At 67.2% G+C, this 19,679-nt stretch carries 14 protein-coding genes and 1 pseudogene; 12 read left to right on the plus strand and 3 right to left on the minus strand.

All coding sequences use genetic code 11. The features are described from left to right. Nucleotides 1-188: 188 nt before the first annotated feature. Nucleotides 189-1,730 (minus strand): glucose-6-phosphate dehydrogenase, encoded by a 1,542-nt coding sequence (gene zwf / locus D187_RS28125; protein WP_020918335.1) that lies wholly within the window; start codon nt 1,728-1,730, stop codon nt 189-191. A 144-nt stretch (nt 1,731-1,874) separates the two neighbouring features. Between zwf and D187_RS28130 the strand changes: the two genes are divergently transcribed. From D187_RS28130 to D187_RS28150, 5 genes are all read left to right on the plus strand, one after another. Then, nucleotides 1,875-2,978 (plus strand): sugar phosphate isomerase/epimerase family protein, encoded by a 1,104-nt coding sequence (locus D187_RS28130; protein WP_002625445.1) that lies wholly within the window; start codon nt 1,875-1,877, stop codon nt 2,976-2,978. 233 nt (nt 2,979-3,211) lie between these two features. Next, the gene (locus D187_RS28135; RefSeq protein ID WP_002625446.1) at nt 3,212-3,439 is read left to right on the plus strand and encodes a type II toxin-antitoxin system HicA family toxin; all 228 of its coding nucleotides are present in this window, start codon (nt 3,212-3,214) and stop codon (nt 3,437-3,439) included. A gap of 118 nt (nt 3,440-3,557) precedes the next feature. Beyond that, nucleotides 3,558-5,117 carry a helix-turn-helix domain-containing protein gene (locus D187_RS28140; RefSeq protein ID WP_002625447.1) on the plus strand — a complete coding sequence of 520 codons (1,560 nt, stop codon included), beginning with the start codon at nt 3,558-3,560 and terminating at the stop codon, nt 5,115-5,117. A gap of 130 nt (nt 5,118-5,247) precedes the next feature. Beyond that, nucleotides 5,248-6,705 carry an AAA family ATPase gene (locus D187_RS28145; protein ID WP_002625448.1) on the plus strand — a complete coding sequence of 486 codons (1,458 nt, stop codon included), beginning with the start codon at nt 5,248-5,250 and terminating at the stop codon, nt 6,703-6,705. Then, nucleotides 6,702-7,583 (plus strand): HNH endonuclease, encoded by an 882-nt coding sequence (locus tag D187_RS28150; protein ID WP_002625449.1) that lies wholly within the window; start codon nt 6,702-6,704, stop codon nt 7,581-7,583. The genes D187_RS28145 and D187_RS28150 overlap by 4 nt, the downstream gene beginning before the upstream one ends. Before the next feature lie 26 nt (nt 7,584-7,609). On the opposite strand, the pseudogene D187_RS58215 reads toward D187_RS28150, so the two are convergent. After that, a pseudogene (locus D187_RS58215) lies at nt 7,610-7,702 on the minus strand (LysR family transcriptional regulator); the annotation flags it as partial. Nucleotides 7,703-7,838: 136 nt separating this feature from the next. Between D187_RS58215 and D187_RS28155 the strand changes: the two are divergent. The 5 genes from D187_RS28155 to D187_RS28175 all read left to right on the plus strand — a co-directional run bounded on the left by D187_RS28155 (nt 7,839) and on the right by D187_RS28175 (nt 12,463). After that, on the plus strand, nt 7,839-9,542 hold the full coding sequence (locus tag D187_RS28155) for a GMC family oxidoreductase (protein WP_043431781.1): 1,704 nt from the start codon (nt 7,839-7,841) through the stop codon (nt 9,540-9,542). 63 nt (nt 9,543-9,605) lie between these two features. Next, a complete protein-coding gene (locus D187_RS28160; RefSeq protein WP_002625452.1) occupies nt 9,606-10,790 on the plus strand; it encodes a sedoheptulose 7-phosphate cyclase in 1,185 nt (394 codons plus the stop codon). Beyond that, on the plus strand, nt 10,783-11,523 hold the full coding sequence (locus D187_RS51705) for a cupin domain-containing protein (protein WP_002625453.1): 741 nt from the start codon (nt 10,783-10,785) through the stop codon (nt 11,521-11,523). Before D187_RS28160 ends, D187_RS51705 begins: the two co-directional genes overlap by 8 nt. Further along, the gene (locus tag D187_RS28170) at nt 11,520-11,903 is read left to right on the plus strand and encodes a cupin domain-containing protein (protein ID WP_002625454.1); all 384 of its coding nucleotides are present in this window, start codon (nt 11,520-11,522) and stop codon (nt 11,901-11,903) included. Before D187_RS51705 ends, D187_RS28170 begins: the two co-directional genes overlap by 4 nt. Nucleotides 11,904-11,917: 14 nt before the next feature. Beyond that, nucleotides 11,918-12,463, plus strand: coding sequence for a VOC family protein (locus D187_RS28175; protein WP_002625455.1), 546 nt, complete (start codon nt 11,918-11,920; stop codon nt 12,461-12,463). A gap of 4 nt (nt 12,464-12,467) precedes the next feature. On the opposite strand, the gene D187_RS28180 is transcribed toward D187_RS28175, so the two are convergent. Beyond that, nucleotides 12,468-13,742, minus strand: a complete 1,275-nt coding sequence (locus D187_RS28180) for a radical SAM/SPASM domain-containing protein (RefSeq protein ID WP_245591850.1) — start codon at nt 13,740-13,742, stop codon at nt 12,468-12,470. 175 nt (nt 13,743-13,917) lie between these two features. Here D187_RS28180 and D187_RS28185 point away from each other — a divergent pair, with 175 nt between their 5' ends. Together D187_RS28185 and D187_RS28190 are read left to right on the plus strand one after the other, a co-directional pair. Continuing rightward, complete coding sequence (locus D187_RS28185; RefSeq protein WP_002625457.1) at nt 13,918-14,316, plus strand: hypothetical protein; 399 nt, start codon at nt 13,918-13,920, stop codon at nt 14,314-14,316. Between the two features lie 134 nt (nt 14,317-14,450). Continuing rightward, entirely contained in the window at nt 14,451-19,340 is a 4,890-nt protein-coding gene (locus D187_RS28190; RefSeq protein ID WP_002625458.1) for a metallophosphoesterase, read from the plus strand. Nucleotides 19,341-19,679 lie beyond the last annotated feature (339 nt).

Raw genomic sequence — 19,679 nt, forward strand, 5'->3', positions numbered from 1 at the left:
CATGCTTGGAGCCGCCACTCCCTCCGTGTCTGGCTTCCTTTGCTTCCGCGCACACTCCAGTAATTGCCAAGGCCAGGGCGCAGGCGATGACCAGTCCACTCCAACTCTTTTTCATGTTGTGTGCCTCCAAGGTTGGATGGCTGAGTGTGAAGGCGGAAGCTGTGATTCACCCCCCCTCGGAGACCGCCTCACCGCTCGTTCCAGGTGCGCCCATGGCTCTCGAGCAGACGCCTGGCCGCCTCCGGGCCCCAGCTCCCCGCGGCGTAGTTCGGTTCGGCGCCCTCCGTGGACCAGGCGTCCAGCACGGGCATGACCAGCTCCCAGGCCCGCTCGACCATGTCCTCCCGCGTGTAGAGCGTGGAGACCCCCAGCATGCTGTCCAACAGCAGCCGCTCATAGGCCTCGGGCGGTGGTCCCTCCTGGGGGGAGGCGTAGACGTAGCTCATGTCCATGTCGCGCACGCGCACCTCGCGCCCGGGAGCTTTCATCGCCACGCGCAGGGTGACGCTCTCGTTCGGTTGGATCCGGATGAGCAACTGATTGGCGGACATCCCCTCGCGCTGCTCCGTGCCGAAGAGGTTTCCCTGGCCTTCCTTGAACTGCACCACCACCTCGGTGGCGCGCTCCTTCAGCCGCTTGCCGGAGCGCACGTAGAAGGGCACGCCGGCCCAGCGCGGGCTGTCGAAGCGCATGGTGAGCATCGCGTAGGTCTCCACGCCGGACGTAGGCGAGACACCGGGTTCCTGACGGTATCCACAGACGGGAGTGCCGGTGATGAGGCCCGGTCCGTATTGCCCGCGCACGCACTCGGCGCGGATGCGCTCGGGGGTGAAGGGCCGCGCCGTCTCCAACACCTGGACCTTCGCGTCGCGCACCGCTTCGGGCTCGAGGCTCGCGGGCGGCTCCATGGCGATGAGGGAGAGCACCTGGAAGACATGGTTCTGGATCATGTCCCGCACCACACCCGCGTGCTCGTAGTACCCGCCCCGTCCCTCGACGCCCAACGGCTCGGCGCACGTCACCTGGACGTGGTCGATGTATTGACGGCTCCAGAGGGGCTCGAAGATGCCGTTGGCGAACCGGAGCACCAGCAGGTTCTGCACCATCTCCTTCCCGAGGTAGTGATCCATCCGGTAGATGCGCTCCTCGTCGAAGTACCGGTGCATCCGGGTGTTGAGCCGCCGCGCACTGGAGAGATCCGTGCCGAAGGGCTTCTCGACGACGATGCGGGACCAGCCGCTCGCGTGGGGCCTGGACAGGCCCGAGGCTCCCAGCCGCTCCACCACCTCACCGAAGAGGGTGGGTGACACCGCGAGATAGAAGAGGCGGTTGCTCCGCGTCCGCCGCTCTACTTCCACCTGGCCGAGCAACTCGCCCAGCCGCGCATAGTCCTGGGCGGAGGAGACATCCAACGTCATGTAATACAACCCCCGGGCGAACAGGTTCCACGCCGCCTCGTCCACCCGGTCGGCTCCGAGCGCCCGCGCGGCCGCGAGCCGCATCCCCGCGCGGAACTCCTCGTGTCCCATCGGGGACAGCGAGACGCCGACGACGGTGAACTCCACGGGCAGGTGTCCCTCCTGGAAGAGCCGGAAGAGCGAGGGGATGAGCTTGCGTCCCGCCAGATCTCCGGACGCGCCGAAGAGGATCACCGTGCACGGCTCGGGGATGTCCCTGACTTGCTCGCCGCCCGCCGCGGTTTCGTTCCATGCTTCCATCGCTGAGTGCATCCGTCCGCTCCTGAGCTGAATCCTTGTTTGGACTGACGGTTGGAGCGGAGCCGTGACGCATGTGATGCCTCGGCGCGGCTCACCGTTCACAACGCTCAGGCGCGCACTCCTCCCATGCGGGACCCATTCCCCACGGGAGAGACCATGGAGCATGACGGCAAGGGCGGCCTCGGGCTGCTCGTTCATCAGGTGCGCGGCGGCGAGCTGGACCGGGAGGGCTTTCTCCGCGCCGCCAAGGAGGCAGGCGTCACGGAGGAGCGGGCGGCCATCCTGGCCGACGAATCCCTGGCTGCCTGTGAGAGCCAGCTGTTCCCAAACTCCAGCGGCAAGCGATCAAACGAGCGGGGAGCGATGCCGGGAGGAACAGGAATGGCTGAGACGACTTCGCCGGGTCCCCGGATCCATGGTGCCCTGATGATGCCTTTCGCCAACGTGCGACACCTGTCGTACGCCGAGCAGCTGGAGGCCACTCGTCTTGCCGGCTTCGGCCAGCTGTCGATGCACCCCCACCAGGCGCGAGCCGAACTCGAGCGCCGGACGGCGGAGGAGATGCTCGAGATGGCCGCCGACGCCGGCGTCGAGATCACCCGGCTCGACCCGCTCAGCAACTGGAACCCGCTGTGGCTGCCCACGAACATGGATGTGCAGTACGTGCGGGACTTCGACATCCCGGCCTCGCAGTTCTTCGAGATCTGCGAGGCACTGCGGATCCGTTATGCGAGCCTGAACGCCACCTTCGCCGCGGGCGTGTATACCCACGACGAGGTGGTCGAGCACTTCGCCGCCGCGGCCCGACGTGGTGCGGAGAGCGGTGTCATCCTCGATATGGAGAATATACCCATGTGGGGTGTGCGAACGGTCCGTGACGCCTGGTCGATCGTCGCCGACTCCGGGGATGCCAACGCGGGCATCGTCTTCGACACGCTTCACTATGTCCGCGGCGGCTCGACGCCCGAGATGCTTCGCGAGGTTCCCGGTGAGCGCATCCACGTCGTCCAGCTCAACGACGGCCCACTGTCATTGCCGCCCGGCGTGACGTTGGAGACCAACTGCTTCGCGCGCGACTGGCCGGGCGAGGGCGAGTTCCCGCTGGTCGAGCTCTTGCGGATCCTCGCCGAGAAGGACGCGCTGAGGCAGGTCAACCCGGAGGTCTTCTCTTCGACGAACGACGGTCGGTCGCCCGCGGAGATCGCGCGGCTCTCCCGTGAATCGCTCCTGCGGACACTCGCCGATGCCGGTATCGCCTGACGACGGCTCCCGTCCACCACGTCTGCTCGTCCCGTCTCCAGCTGGAGCGCGGGACGTTCGCGCTGGGCGTGCCTGCTGTGGCCCGGCTCAGAAGCAACCCGTGAATACAGCCGCAACGAAGCGGAAGTGGCACGCCCGCGCCTCGCGGCTGCCACTTTCGCTGCGCTGATTCGAGCGCATGAAACGCGGACAAGGAGCCCCTCGGCTGAAGCCTCGGCCGATGGAGGTGCTCCATGTCCTATCGTCCGAAAATCCGTGAGTTGATGAAGGCGCTCGCACGCCTGGGGTGCCGCGCCACCCCCCTGCGCGGGGGCTCCCACCAGAAGTGGACCACGCCCCGGGGGGCTGCGCTGACGGTGGTCATCTCCCACCCTGGCGCCGAAGTCTCCCGTACCGTCCTGAGTTCCATCCGGCGTATCCTTCGCCGAGAGCGCCTTCACCTCGACCTGGATGCCTCGTGAAAACGGGGGAATGGCGGCTTGCCAGAACCGCTTCGCTGCGCTGAGGCCTGGGACGTCTCAGGATGCTCGGGTCGATAACACCCGAGCTTTCAGAGGTACAGCCCGGGGAAGGAGGACCATGAAGCGCAAATTCCGGCAGGGGCTCCTTCCCAGGAGCAGCGAGATTCTCGGCGCGCTGGCGCGCCTCTGTGACTGGCAACCCACGCGCAGCGCCCAGGACCGCACCTGGCGCAAGTTCTGTCAGGGCGAGCACATCAAGGGCAGCACCCGCCGCGCCATCGTGGAGGAGATGGTGGAGAGCTTCGTCCGCAAGATAGACGCGAGCCTCCACGCAGAGGGTGACACCCGCACGCTGGCGCAGGAGTCCGAGGCCCTCCTCGGCCTCCTGCTGAATCTCGCGGTCTGGTGGGACAATCTCTGCCGGCGGCTCCAACACGCGCTGCCGGCCGAGCCCACCGCGTTCACGACCACGGTCGCGCTGCGGCTGGTTGTCGTGGAGCTGGCCATGCGCATCTCCGGAATGCTCCGGCTGAACCACACCACGATGTGCTATCCCCCTGACCTGGTCGATCGCCAGCAGGTGGAAGCTCACCGCCTGCTCCTGTCGCACGCGCTGCGTGAGGCGCTCAAGTCGGCGGGCATCACCCGCATGGCGCTCGCCGAAGCGTTGGACGTGACCAAGGAGGCGGTGGACCAGTGGCTGAAGGACGCGGCAATCATCCCAGAGCACCGGGTGGATGACATCGCCCGGGTGATCGCCCAGAAGAAGGGCATGGACCTCTCCGAGGTGAGTGACGACCTGCGCAAGGCGCGGCAGTTGTCCCTCGTGGTGAAACCGCTGGCGGACGTGGTCGGCAAGGACGAGCTGGGGCGACTCTTCATGTCCCTGCTGAAGCTGATAACGGTGGCGCAGGGGTCCTTGCTGGAGCGGACGGAGAGCCTCGCTGAGGAGGTGCGCGAGGACCTGCTGTACCAGTTGTTCACCGCCGGAGGGGAGTCCCCGCTGGGGCCGACGCTGCGCGGAGCCATGCTGGAGAAGATCCCTGACGAGAGCTGGAAGCACGTCATCGCCACGCCCATGGGGAAGTGGGTGGAGCTTCTGAGAGATGTTGCCGCGGTGGAGACCGTCTCGGCCCGAATCGAGCACTTCTTCAAGGGGCAGGGTTTCTCCGAATTTGCCGTGGCGAAGGAACTGCTCCATCAGTGGGTTCTCCTCCCCCGGGATAGCCCCTCGCACCCCTGGGCGCCGCTGTTCGCTTTACCTCCCGAGGAGAGCGCCCAGGCCTATGTCGCGTGTCTCCAGCACGCCTTCCACACCCTGGCCGGGAAGGAGTTGACGCCGGAGGCCCTTGTAACCGTGGGCGTGCTCGCCCAGGTCTTCACCTTCGTGGGGAAGACCGTGAAGGAGGGGCTCAAGGCCGAAGTCGAAGCCTACCAGTGGCAATGCCAGGGCCTCTTCATCCAGGGGTGCCTGATTCAGGGGTGCAGGCCTCTCAAGGAGGGGGCAAAGCCCGAAACCAATCTCTGGTTCGGTCGCGTGCTCGAGGCCCTCAGGTCGCTCCCACCCGTCCCCCAGGAAGTCCCATCCGTCCCTCAAGACGTGCTGATGTTTCTTGGGAGGATGAAGCGCATGCAGGAGGACGTGGACTCGCGGAGGACATCGACCCTGGGGCCCTAGTCGTTCGCCGTGCCGCGCCCTCCCCGTCACGACACGTTGCGCGGAGGGCCGCATCTCCAGGCGACTCCGTCAGCCCGTATTCCTCCACCAGCTTCTTGCGGCAGGCATCCCCACGTGTGACCTTCCACCCATGTACATCCGCCACCTCAAGGTCGAGCACCTGAAGCGGCTCAGGAGCTTCGAGCTCGACTTCACGCACCGTGACCAGCCGCGCATGTGGACGGTGCTGATCGGAGAGAACGGAACGGCGAAGACGACGCTCCTCCAGGCCATCGCCCTGGCGGCGGCAGGATACAAGGAGGTGAGCGGGCTTGCGGGTTCAACCGTCAAGCACATGTCCGACCGGCGCGACGAGAGTCGCATGTCCATCGACGCGACGTTCTCGTTTGGCCCCATGTCGCTTGGGGGTGGCAAGGCGATCCACCCGCATCTGCCACCCACGAGCGGACACAAGCCGCGGGAGCCGCTCCTCCGCTCCCGGGTCAGTCTCGAGGCCGGCTCGACCTCGCTCGATGCCTCTTCCTTCTACGGCAGCAAGCCCTTGAAGCAGAAGGAGCAGCATCCCGACCCGCTCGCGGAGGCCCGCGCCATGAATACGCCTCTCTGGTTCGTCGCGGGCTACGGCATCTCGCGCGCGCTCCCCAATGCGCTTGAGATCCCCACCCTGGCGCGTCCTTCCATCGAGCGACTGGAGCCCTTGTTCCGGCAGATACAGCTCGTGTCGACCGGCTTCGCGAACCACTTCTTGCAGAAGGACCAGAAAGAGGGCCGCAGGCTCGGAGAGACATCACGCCAATTCAGTCGCATGCTGAATCAGGCGGTCCAGCTCGGAGGTGCAGATCTGTTCCCCAGCCTCGCGCGTCTCGAACTGCGGGGGAAGGGAGGCGCCCGGTCGAGCACCTCGCTCATCGAGAGCGACCGCTTCTACCAGGTGATGGCCAGGGGCCAGGCTCCGGTCGCGGTCGCGGGGGTAGCGCTCTCCCATGGCTACCAGTCGACCTTCGCGTGGATCGCCGACCTCATCGGCCATGTGCTGCTCGAATCGAAGACCGAACTCGACACGACCGACATGGAAGGTCTCGTCCTGATCGACGAGATTGACCTCTACCTGCACCCGACCTGGCAGGCCAGCTTCATCCCCGCTCTGCGCCGCGTGTTTCCCAACATGCAGTTCGTCGCGACCACACACTCGCCCGTCGTGCTCTCGTCGCTGGCTCCACACGAGGTCGTCCGGCTCGTCGTCGACGAGGAGACCGGCGACATCGTCCAGGGTGGCTGGTCGCGTGAAGATGGGCGGTTCCACCCCGGCATCCAGGACACCGAGCTCCAGCCCGATCCACGCATCATGACGGGTGGAGAGCTGTACAGGACCTGGTTCGGGCTCGAGGGCACCACGCCCAATCCGATCGGGGAAAAACTGCGGCGTCTCCAGATCCTCTCGGCACATCCAGCCCCGTCGGCGGAGCAACAGAGGGAGTTGAAGCGATTGCGTGACGATGTTCGCAAGGAGTTCACCCAGCGCCTCGGAGCAGCCGAGGGAAAGAAAGCCTTCGAAGAGCTCAAGACGAATTGGGGGACCACTCGATGATCCGCATCGACCGGGGCGCGGAACCCAGGGGCCTCAAGATCGCGGCGCCGAAGCGGCTGAGAGCCGCCGCGAAGGTCTTCAACCGGCGCGGCGCTCTGTCGAAGGCCCTCACGAAGAAGTTGACCGGATATGGCACGGAGAAGACGAAGCAGGCGCTGTTCCTCGCTCAACACGAGAAGTGCGCCTGGTGCGAGCGCCACACGGATTTCAGTAGCGCGCCGGTCGAGCACTACCGTCCGAAGGACGGCGCCTGGAGGCATCTGCCGAAAGCGACGATGAAGCACGTCGACCAGGGCCACTATTGGTGGCTCACCTGGACGTGGTCCAACCTGCTGTTCTCGTGCGCACGGTGCAACGACAGAGCCCACAAGGCGAACTACTTCCCGCTGCGTCCCACGACAGTCCCCGCGGCCGTTCCCACCGCGCCTCTGCCGCGCCCACTGCCCTCGCCCATCGTCGATGTGTCTGGCGAGCAGGCCTTGCTGCTCGATCCGGCGGGGAGCGAAGACCCGCTCGACCACATCACGTGGCGACCCGGGTTCACACACCTCCACCGGCGTGAATGGATCTGGTCTCCCTTCGGTCTCACCGAGAAGGGCGAGGCGACGATCGAAATCCTGAAGCTCGAAGAGCTGGCCGGACGGGCACAGGGACACGTCATTGATGCCCTGCTGCCGAGTATCGAGGAGGTCGAGCAGCACCTGGGTGCCAGCCGCGTCCTGCAAGCGCGCCAGCGCTGGCAACGCTTCCTCGAGGACAGTCTCTCTCCCCGGGCGGAGTGGACCGCCTTCACGTGGCACGCACTCGCCTACCTCGTACCAGTCGCCTACAGGCTCCAGCACGGGCTTGCCGTTCCCCCGAGGCCCGGCGCTCCCTAGACACCGATCAGGCTGAACGCCCGATCACCGCGCACGGGCACCCGCCAGTTCTCGCGCCCGCGCTCCAGCTCCCACGCGTAGAGCGCCCCCGTCCTTGGCGAGCGGACCGTGAAGCACTCCGCCCCATGCATCTTGTTTTGGACTGACGGTTGAAGCGGAGCCGTGGCGCATGTGATGCGGTTGGCGCGGCTCACCGTTCACAACGGCCAGGCGCGCACTCCTCCTCTGAGGGACCCATTCCTCACGGGAGAGACCATGGATCAAGACGGCAAGGGCGGCCTCGGGCTGCTCGTTCACCAGGTGCGCAGTGGCGAGCTGGACCGGGAGGGCTTTCTGCGCGCCGCCAAGGAGGCAGGCGTCACGGAGGCGCGGGCAGCGGGACTGGCCGACGACGCCCTGGCCGCCTGTGAGAACCAGCGTCGGCTGCGCGAGCAGCCCCGCGAGGCCCACGACTTCATCGTCATTGGCGCGGGCTCGGCTGGCTGTGTGCTGGCCGCCCGGCTCTCCGAGGACCCGGCGAATCAGGTGCTGGTGCTCGAGGCCGGGGGCCCCGGCACCCATCCGGACGTGTTCATCCCGTCGCGGTGGCGGCACCTGTTCGGCACCGAGCTGGATTGGCGCTACCAGACGGTGCCCCAGCAACACGCCGCGGACCGGGTCGTCCCCTGTCCTCGGGGCAAGATGCTGGGAGGCTGCGCCAGCAACAACGCCAGTGTCTGGGCGCGGGGCCACCGTCTGGACTTCGACGGCTGGGCCGCCCAGGGCAATCCCGGCTGGGATGACGAGACGGTCCGCCGCGTCTTCAAGGACCTGGAAGACTACTCCGGTGGCGAGGACGAGTACCGGGGCGTGGGCGGCCCGCTGCGCATCTTCCGCACGGTCGATCCGCATCCGCTCGCCCGGGCCTTCATGGAAGCCGCCCAGCTGGCGGGCCTCCCGACGACGCGTGACTACAACGGCGCGCGGATGGAGGGCGCGGGCTTCTTCGACCTGAGCGTCGCCGACGGCGAGCGCTTCAGCGTGGCCCAGGCACTGCTCTTCCCGGCCATGCGCCGGCCCAACCTGACGGTGCTCACCCACGCCGAGGTGACACGGCTGATCTTCGAGGGCCGCCGGTGTACGGGCGTGGAGTTTCGTCATGGAGGCCAGGTGCGCCGGGTGCGCGCCGTGCGCGAGGTGGTGCTGTCGGCCGGCGCCATCAACTCCCCGAAGATGCTGATGCAGTCCGGGGTGGGGCCGGCGGACGAGCTCCGCCTCCTGGGCATCCCCGTGGTGCACGACCTGCCGGGTGTGGGCCAGGAACTGCAGGACCACATCCTGGTGGCGGGCGTCAATTACGAGAGCCGCATTCCCTTGCCACCGCCTCGGGGCAATGGCGCCGAGGCGACCCTGTGGTGGCGCTCCCAGCCGGGGCTCTCCCGCCCCGACATCCAACCCATCCTCCACCAGTTCCCCGTCGTCACCGACGAACTGGGCCCCCTGCCCGACAACGGCTACTCCATCGTCCCCGGCCTGGTTCGTCCCGCCTCCCGGGGCCGCATGCGGCTGGCCTCCGCCAACCCCTCCGCTCCGCCCATCCTCGACATGAACTACCTGGGCCACGAGGCGGACGTCGAGGCCCTGCGGGTCGCCGTCGAGCTGTCCCGGGAGCTGGGCGCTTCGCGCGCCTTCGACCGCTTCCGCAAGCGCGAGCTCATGCCCGGACCACTCGGCCGCGCCGGGATGGTGGAGTGGATTCGCAAGGCGACCACCTGCTTCTTCCACCCCACCAGCACCTGCCGCATGGGCGTGGACGAGCGCGCGGTGGTGGACCCGCGGCTGCGTGTCCATGGCCTCGAGGGCCTGCGCGTGGCGGACGCGTCGATCATGCCGGAGATCACCTCCGCCCCCACCAATGCCCCCACCATCATGATTGGGGAGCAGGCCTCGCGCTTCATCCTCTCGGCGCGCAACGGCTGACATCACATCCGAGGCCCGCGCCCTCCACCAGGAAAACAAAAACACAGCAAGAGGAGTCGGAACTTGAATCGAGACATGTCACGCAACTGGATCGTCAGCACGGCCCTGCCCGTCCACTATCAGGTGCGGATGGTGGATGGCCTGCTCGACCTGGACAACCGGGCGCTGCTGGAGGCGGGCGCGACCCGGCGGTCCGACACCATCCGCAGGCTCATCGTGATCGATGCCGCCGTGGACCACCTCTATGGCGTGCAACTTCGCCACTACCTCCAGCACCATGGGGTGAAGTATCAGATCCTCGCGCTGCCCATCTCCGAGACGCTCAAGACGATGGACGCCGTCTTCACCGTGGTGGAGGCCATCAACGCGTTTGGCCTCTCGCGTCGTCACGAGCCCATCATCGCCATGGGCGGCGGGGTGCTCATGGACATCGTCGGGCTCGCCGCGAGTCTCTACCGTCGCAGCACGCCGTACGTGCGCGTGCCCACCACGCTCATCGGCCTCGTGGATGCCGGGGTAGGCGCGAAGACGGGGGTCAACCATGCCGCGCACAAGAACCGGCTCGGGACGTACTTCCCCGCGAAGGACACGCTGCTGGATCGCGGCTTCCTGCGCACGCTGGACACCCGGCACCTCGTCAACGGCCTCGCGGAGATCCTCAAGATCGCCCTGATCAAGGATCGCACCCTGTTCGAGCTGCTCGATCGTCACGGCACCACGCTCATCGACGAGCGGATGCAGGGCCATACGCCCGAGAGCGCTCAGGCCGCGGCGCAGGTCATCGAGCGGGCCATCACGGGGATGATCGAGGAGCTGGAGTTCAACCTGTGGGAGCACAAGCTGGAGCGGGTGGTCGACTATGGCCATACGTTCAGCCCCACGGTCGAGATGCTGGCCCTGCCGGAGTTGCTGCACGGCGAGGCGGTGAACATCGACATGGCGCTGACCACGATCCTCTCCGTGCAGCGCGGGCTGATCAGCGTGGAGGAGCGCGATCGCATCTTCGCGCTCATGCGCAAGCTGGAGCTGCCGGTGTATCACCGCATCTGCGAGCCGGCGGTGCTGGAGGAAGCCCTGGCCGACACGGTCCGTCACCGCGACGGGCTCCAGCGGCTGCCGCTGGCCATGGGCATCGGCGCGGCGTGCTTCGTCAATGACGTGCGGCCGTCCGAGCTGCGCGCGGCGCTCGCCACCCTGCGGGAGCTGGATGGCGGCTCCTCGCCCCTGCTGGAGGCCGCTCATGCGTGAGGGACTGATCATCGGAGATCTGCAGGAGCCCTCCGTGGTGTACGGCGTGCACGGCACCACGGGGCTCTCCCAGTGGAAGTGTCTGGCGCGACGGGCCGGGTTGTTCGGCTCGTGGGAGGCGGTGGAGTGGGCGTGGATCCCCCCGGGTGGAATCAGCGGGGAGCACGTGCACACGCGCACCGAGGAGGTCTACTTCATCCTCTCGGGCCGCGGAGAGATGACGCTCGACGGCAAGCCGTACCCGGTGGGCCCGGGCCACCTCATCCTGACGGGCCTCGGGACGAAGCATGGCCTGCGCAACGTCGGCGACGAGGGCCTGGGCTGGCTCGTGATCGAGCTGCTGAGCCCGGCCACCGCGGAGGTGTTTCGCGGCTCGGCCCACACGAATCCAACCCCTTCTGGAGGAAGCGACGTGACGAACGCCGTGGTGCTCAACCTGAGACAGACCCCTGAAATCGATCCACGTCCCGTCTTCACCGGACCGCTGCGCTGCATCCGTCTGGTGCGGTTGGAGCCCGGACAGCGGGCGGAACTGTCCGCGGAGGGCGTGGAGCACACCCTGTTCACGCTGCGTGGCTCCGGGGAGAGCTCCTCGGGAGGGGCGAGCGTCCCCTTGAAGTATGGCGTCTCCATCACGCTGCCCCTGGGGACCGGGATGACCGTCACCGCCGGCACGGACGGGCTGGAGTACTTCCAGGCGATCCTCGATGTGCCGGGAGGTGGAGCGCGATGATCCTCTCCACCATCGACAAGACCTCGCACACACGCGAGCGGGGCGAGGAGATCCATTGGCGCTGTCTGGCCCGGCGCGGGATGTTGCATTCGGAGTGCGAGGCCTTGGACTACGTGCGGCTGGCTCCGGGCACCGAGTTCGCGCTCCGAGGCCGTGAGGGCACCGAGAGCGCCTGGTTCGTCATCGCCGGAGTGGGGCGGCTCCTGGCGCCGGGCTCCGAACTCTCGGGTCAACCCCTCGTGACGGGAGACCTGGTGCTCGTGCCCGCCGGGGCGGAAGCCCGCATCACCAGCGGGAGCGACGGACTGGAGCTGCTCTGGCTCGCCGTGATGCCCCACGCCATCACCCAATCCCTCCCCCTGCGTAAACCCGTGGCATGAGAAAGGCATCCACCATGAGCCGTACCAGCAAGGGCATTCCCGGCGCGCGCAGCGTCCATCACCTCGCCTATACCGTTCCCAACCTCGACCAGGCGGTCGACTTCTTCGTCAACGTCCTCGGGGCCGAGCTGCTGTATCGGATTGGCCCCGTCGAGGATCGGACGAGTGATTGGATGACTCGCCAGCTCAACGTGCACCCGCGGGCCTCGACCCACATCGCCATGCTCCGCTTCGGGCCCGTGAGCAACCTCGAGCTGTTCGAGTACACGTCGCCGGACCAGCGGCGGGAACTGCCGCGCAACAGCGACTGGGGCGGCCACCACCTGGCGATCGGCGTCGAGGACGTGGATGCCGCGGTGGACTACCTCCGGTCGGTGCCCGGCGTGAAGATCCTCGGCGAGCCGGAGACCATCACCGAGGGGCCCATCGCCGGGGACCGCTGGGTGTACTTCCTGACGCCGTGGGGCATGCAGATGGAGGTCCTCCACACGCCCAGGGGCATGCCGTACGAGAAGGACACCGACGCCCGCCTGTTCGAATCGAGCGAGTCCTGGGCCTGACGGTTCACCCGGTGGGGTCCGTTCGAGCACCCACCGCCTGGGGGGTGTGGGCCTCGGGCCACTTCAACCGCTTCACCAGCATGCGCGGGGTCGGCGGACGGGGATCCGGCGCATCCAGGGGCTCGACGACGAGGTCGAACAGCCCATGGTCGAAGGGCTTGCCCGGGGCGGGGGCCTGGGGGACGAGCCGCTCGCGCACGCCCTGCTTCGCGAGGGTCCGGGCCCGGTAGTGACAGTAGGGGTTGTTGCCCGGTCTGCCGAAGAGGGCATGCGCGGTGAAGCTGCATCCCGCCATGCACGTGGAGGCGAAGGGGCAGGTGCGGCAGAAGCCCCAGAGGTCCTCCACGGTGCGAGTGCGCGTGAAGGCGAGGGGGGGCGCGTTGTCCCAGAGGTCGCGCAGGGGCCGCTCGCGCAGGTTGCCGCCCACGTAGTGTGCCGTCTGCAGGGAGGGGCAGCCCTTCACGGCTCCGTTGGACTCGATGCCCATCACGTACCGGCCCGCCATGCAGCCGCGCCAGTGGTCCGAGGCGTCGGGGCCCGGCGAGCGCAGGACTCCTTCCTCGGGACCGAAGTAGCCCAGGTTGTTGCCGGGCATGAGGGTGATGCCGTCGGCGAAGGCGCGCTGCTTCAGCGCCGCGATGCGCGGCAGCAGATCGAGCAAGTCCCACGGTTGCAGGAGCAGGGCGGGGCGGTCGGCGGCGCGTCCGAGTGGCGCGGTGATTTGAAGCTGCCAGGCGCGGGGGCCCAGGCCCTTGAGGTGTTCGTAGAGCGGCTCCAGGTCCGCCTGGTTGAGCCGGTTGAAGTTCGTATTGACCGCCACGCGCACGCCCGCGGCGCTCAGGAAGCCGAGCGCCGCCGTGGCCGAGGCGAAGCTGCCCGGGGCGGCCCGCATCAGGTCATGCGTGGGCTCCAGGCCATCGATGCTCACCGAGGCCGCGTACAGGCCCGCCTCGGCCACCTGCCGCGCGAGCGCCTCGGTCATGCCGCGTCCGCCCGTGGTCAGCCCCGGACGGATGCCCGCCTCCTTCAAGGCGCGGATGATGTCGAGGAAGCCCGGGTGCAGGTAGGCCTCGCCGCCGATGAGGACCACCTCGCGTGTGCGCATCTCGCGCAGTTGACGCACCACGTCCAGGGCTTCCGCGGTGGACAGCTCGTCGGGGCGCTGGGTACCCGCGCGCGATCCACAATGGGTGCAGGGCTGATCACAGCGCAGCGTCAGCTCCCAGACCACGTAGGCCGGGTGGTGGTCGGGACGGGTGACATCGAGTCGGCGCAGCATGGACATCCCCTCGGTTGGAGCAAGAACCGGGCACGCCCGCCTCCCCCCTGACGGGCTTGTCAGGGGGTGGAATCGGGAGGCTAAATGATTCCGGCGTTTTGCGCGCGGCATGGGCTTCGCTGAGGGCCCCGCGCGCCGGCCACCATGCGGGTGGCCCCGCACATAGGATACGCCAATGACCTCTCTCTCCGCCTGTCAGCAGTGTCGCGGTTTCGTCCCCCCCGGCAGCGCCACGTGCGTGCATTGTGGCGCGGCCCTGACGGAGACCGTACCTCGTGGTGGCACGGGGCTGACGGCCCTCGCGGGCCTGGCCAGCGCGGGAATGGCGGCCATCACGCTGATGGCCTGCTACGGCATGCCGCCCTGCGACACGCCCGCGCCGGACGGTGGCTCGGATCGCTACCACTGCTACGACTACGAGCCTCCGTCCCATTGTGCCTCGCCCGCGGCGGACGGAGGACTGACGGACGCGGATGGGGGCACGACGGGCTCGGACGGGGGAGAACTCCCCCCCTGTGACGATGTCTTCCCCTCGCCTGGAGATGCCGGCACCGGCGCCGACGCCGGCCACTGAGTCCGTGCACGGCGGGGCCGATGAGCCAGCACCCGAGCAGGAGATGGCACGCAGCGCGGCGGACTGAGCGGAGGGGGGATCAGGGCTCCGGGCTCAGGTAACATCCCGGGCATCCCACCGAGGGCCCTTCATTCATGAGCGTGCTGCGCTGGCTCCACCTCAGCGATTTCCACCAGGGTATGGCCGGTCAGAGCTGGTTGTGGCCCAACGTGCGCGAGCTGTTCTTCCAGGATCTGGAGAAGCTCCACGCGCTGTGTGGACCCTGTGACCTGGTGCTCTTCACGGGCGACCTCACCCAGCGGGGCAGCGCCGAGGAGTTCGCCCGCTTCGACGAGACGCTGCACGAGCTCTTCGCTCACCTGCGAGGACTCGGCTCCGATCCGAAGCTGCTCGTCGTGCCCGGTAATCACGATCTCTCCCGGCCTTCTTCCATGGAGACCGATGCACAGGTGAGGGTCCTCGGACGTTGGCGCGAGTACCCCGATGTGCAGAAGGTGTTCTGGACTGAGGCGGCATCCTCCTATCGCAAGGTGGTTCAGGGAGCGTTCGCCTCTTACGAGAAGTGGTGGCGGGAGACGGAGTTGCCTCGGCTGGAGACCCTGCGACATGGGTTGCTTCCCGGCGACTTCTCCGCGACCTTCGAGAAGGAAGGCGTGCGGCTTGGGATTCTTGGCCTGAACACCGCCTTCCTGCAGCTCACTGGCGAGGACTTCCACGGCAGGCTCGCCGTCGGGCTCCCTCAGTTCCATGAGAGCTGTGGTGGAGACGGACCCGCCTGGGTGGGCTCGCACGATGCCTGTCTGCTGCTGACCCACCACCCTCCCGACTGGCTGGACGCGGAGGCGCGGCAGGTGCTGCGCGGAGAGATCGCCTCTCCGGGAAGGTTCTTCGCGCACCTGTTCGGCCACATGCACGAGGGCGGCGCGAGGATGGTCGCCGAAGGCGGTCGCGAGCCCAGGCGCGACATTCAGGCTCCCTCTCTGTTCGGGCTCGAGCAGTGGGGGACCGCCCAGGAGTCGCGTCGGCATGGCTACACCGTGGGACAGCTCGAGTTCGGTGAGGGCCACGGCTCCCTCCGACTCTGGCCGCGGAAGGCCCTCCGCAGGAACGATGGCTCCTGGCGTCTCGTTCAAGATGTCCACGAGTTCGACCTGGAGGATGACCAGGGGACTCGCCCCGAACAGGTGTCCCTCCGCAGGAGGAGCACGAAGGCGCCCCGTGGCCGCTCCACGAAAAAGGCACGGGTGGCCGATTTCGACGATCCCCTCCAAGCCCTGGTGGAGGGCATCCGCGAGCTGCCGAACGATCTCGCGCACCGCATCCAGGGCTTCCTCACCCATTATGTCGGCCCTGAGGCTCGTGGCGGCACGCCCTTCGGCGGACGGTCGGATGCGTTGTCGGAACTGGACCAGTGGCTCGATGGCGAGGGCCAACCGCCCTACCGGCTGCTGATCGCTCCCGGCGGGCGCGGCAAATCGGCGCTGCTCGCGCACTGGGTGTGCCGACTCGCGAGGCGAGAGGACCTGGCCGTCGCGTACTTCCCCGTGAGCGTGCGCTTCCAGACCAACCTGGCGGGGCAGCTCTTCCAGGCGCTCGGCGCCCGGCTGGCGTGGCTGCACGGCGAGCCCATTCCCTCGGACTTCAACACTCCCGTGGATGTCTGGCGGCGCTTGTTCCTGGACGCGCTCTCCCGGCGGTTGGATGGGGGACGCCTGCTCCTGTTGGTGATCGACGGGCTCGACGAGGCAGCTGACCTGGCACTCGGACCCACCCTGCTTCCCTTCCCGCCGTCACCGGGGTTGCGCATCGTGCTGTCCGCCCGGGAGATGACGAACCGGGACGTGGAGAGCTGGAGTCGGGTGCTGGGCTGGACCCAGCCTGGGCGGGTGGTGCCCATGGTGTTGGAGTCCCTGGATCGGCGGGGCATCTCCGAGGCACTCGGCGGGCTGAATCCCCCGATGGACCGGCTGGCGAATCATCCACCCATGGTGGAGGAGTTGCACCGGTTGACGCAGGGCGACCCGCTGCTGCTCGGGCTCTACCTCGAGCAGCTCTCCGGACGCCCGGAGTTGGAAGCGGTGCCCGAGCAACTCCGCTCCCTCCAGCCCGGCCTGGAGGGGTATTTCAACGGGTGGTGGGACGAGCAGCGGGATCTGTGGGGGGACGAAGCCCCACTGCGCGAGAGCGCGGTCAACGATTTGCTGGGAGCGTTGGCCTGTGCGCTCGGACCGCTGCGGCGGGACGACCTGCTGCGACTGCTGGGGCTCGGCAGCGGGCTGCGGCTGGACGAGACGCTCCGGCCAGTGGCGCGGCTCATCGTGGGAGATGGTCAGCGGCAGGGGATCGCCTTCACGCATCCCCGGCTGGCGACGTATCTCCAGTCGCGCCTGAGCGAGGACGAGCGGCGGGCCTGGACGTCCCGGTTCCTCGACTGGGGCCGGAGCACGCTGAAGGCTCTGGAGTCCGGAGGCATGAATCCGAAGGACGTGTCTGCCTACCTCATCCATTATTACGGGGCGCACCTGGAGCGCGAGGAGCGGGGAGCGGAGGACTTCTTCCCATTGGTGAGCGAGGCCTGGCTCCGGGCCGTGGAGTCGCGCGAGCGGGCCTACGCGGGATTCCTCAACGACGTCGAGCGGGTCCGGAAGGCCCTCCAGCGGGACAATGAGGCGCGGCTCTCTGCCAGGCAACCCCTGGCGATTGCCGAGGAGGTGCGGTGCGGAGTGGTCCGCTCCAGCATCCACTCGATCGCGAAGAACCTCAGCTCCGCGCAGATGAAGGCCTTCATCTCGACGCGCTGGTGGACGCTGGAGGAGGCCCACTCGTACGCTCGGAACATCCCGGATGCGCCCAAGCGAATGGACGCCCTGCTGGCGATCGTGGACTGCGCTCCCGAGTCAAGGCGGGACGTGTATCTGCACGAGGCGCTCGAGATGGCGCTCGCCCTGGAGCGGAATGCTTTCCATTTCAGCAACCCCCTGGAGCGCGTCTACTCACGTGTCGCCGCTTCATTCTTGCCCACTATCGTGGAGACGCTGGAGACCCACGAAGACGTGGCCTTTCGCATCAGCTCCCTGGTGTCATTGGCGAAGTGTCAGCCTCGCTCCCTGCGCCCGGCCATTCTCGAACGGGCACGAGCGCTGTTGAACTCGATTTTGAGAGAGGGAGCACGTGAGTCCTTGGAAAAGGAAGTCGAGGACGCGGCGGATTGGGAAAGAGTCCAGGCGCGCCGGATGCGTGGGTGGAATCTGTTCGCCGGGAGACGCGACTCCCGGCCATCCGAAGTCGTCTACGCCTTGTCGGCACTGGCCGCGACGCCTTCAGATGAATATCCCGATCCGGACCGTGAACATGTCCTGTCCCAGGCATGGGTGAAGCACTTGGAGAGCCGCAATGCTGAACTGGAATTGCCCTCCGACCTTGATGAGCGGCAACTGAACAGGTTGGTGGAGTGCATCCCCGGGTTCAACTACATGGAGGCCCGAGCGTACCTGCTCGTCGCCCTCGCACCTCTGTTACCGCTGGGTTTGCTGCTCGACGCGTGGCGGTTCGCCCAAGAGATGGAGGATCCCGAGACTCGGGCAGAGGTATTGGCTGCCATCGTACCCCGGATGCCCGAGCCCGAGCGGCGACTAGCGATCGAGGAGATGAGGCAAGCAGCGTTCGCGATATCCGACGCTGAGCAGGTGCTCACGGTCGCGGCTGCCCTTGGTGACCTGCTGTCCGAGCCACAACGCAGCCAGATGCAGTTCTCGGTTTGGGAGGCGAGAGATCTGGCTCGGGGCTCGACTCGGCTCTACACTCTCACCGGTCTGATTCGATTCTTGCCCGAAGCGAAGCGGCGTGACGCGCTGGAGGAGGTACTGCGAGAATTCACATCTCGGGATGAGTTGGAATTGCGTACAAATACTTTTCTCTCCAGTCTGGGGCCGGCGTTGGCCTCACCTTCGATAAGGGAGTTGCTGCTGGACATCGAGTTCCGAGTTCCCGTCGATAAGCTGTCTTTCGACGCACTGGCGGAGATCGCTCCCTTCGTCCCAGATGAGTGGCTCGATGAGATGTGGAAGGCAACTTCGAGGGACGCGAATCCCAATCAAGTCATGTCTTATTTCCGGGCACTTGGTCCGCGGCTTTCTCCAGGGCTTCAGCGGACCGTAGTCGACACGCTGAGTGACAAGACCATCGGTGATGGGTGGCGGGCCCTGGTCGTCTCGGGTTTGGCTCCCAGCCTGGATGATTCACTTGTCTCTCGTGTTCTCGAGTGGATCTTCCCTGTGCGGAATGAATACCAGTTCTGGGCATTTGCGGAGCTGTGGCCGCGGCTCTCCAGCGAGTTGCGAGGGAAGTATTTTGTCGATGTGGTGAACGCGGCCCTCGCTCAAGAGGGAATACGCCGGGATCGGGTGGTGCAGGTACTCGCGGGTCCCCTGGCCGAGGTGCAAGGCGAGAAGGCTATTGACTTCGCCGAGGTGATTTCCCTCATAGGGTGGCGGGCGCTGTTCTTGGTGGATTTGTTGCCTTACCTGCCGCGGCATCAAGAGCGGATCATCCGTGATGCGCTCGACTGGGCAGCCATGGATGCTGAGACCTTCCGCGCCAGTACGGTGGTTCGGGCGTCGGCCCAGGCCCCGGACGGCATGCTCCCAGAACTGGTCGCGGTCGCGAAGGGGGTTGAGGAGAGGGACGATCACCGTGCGGCGGCGTTGGGCGCCATTGCCTCGCGTCTGCCACAGGAGCAGCGATACGCGTTGTTGGAGGAGGCGTTGCGGCTTGCCATTCCAGGGAGGACAGGCATGTTCTGGGACGACCCGCTCCCGGAGTTGGTGCCGGAGCTGTGCCGGCTCCCGAGGGAGCAGCTGTACCGTCTCTGGACGGATGCGCTCTCTCGGCTCGCGAGCCAGGCCCGTCCGGAGTTCCTGAAGCAGCTCCAGGTGCTCGCTCCCGTCCTCCACGCGCTGGGCGGAGAGGAGGAGTTGGCCCAGGTCGTTCGGACCCTTCTGGAGGTGGGTCGCTGGTGGGCCTGAGTCAGCGCGTCGCGCACCTCGGCGAGCGCGGGTTCCACTTCGGGCGGTTGTCCTTGTCCATCATCACGGCACTGAAACGGGGCAGGCTCAAACCGCGGTGGCCTGCTGAAAAGGGCACAGTCCGAGGCTCCACACCTCACCACCCGAGCCCGCTCAAACCAGCCTGAAGGTGTCCCAACTTATGTAGCATCCCCCTTGTTGGGGGCGCTTCGCGCGCGTGCCAGTGGGACGCGCGGGCACATTCGTTCCCCCGCGTCATGAGTCCTCGTCTTGGCGACGCCTTTTTCTATCGCGTCCGGGCGGGCAGGGTGAGGCCACGGTGAACGCGCGGGCTCGCTC

Origin of the sequence: Cystobacter fuscus DSM 2262 (assembly GCF_000335475.2) — a bacterium.
GTDB lineage: Bacteria > Myxococcota > Myxococcia > Myxococcales > Myxococcaceae > Cystobacter > Cystobacter fuscus.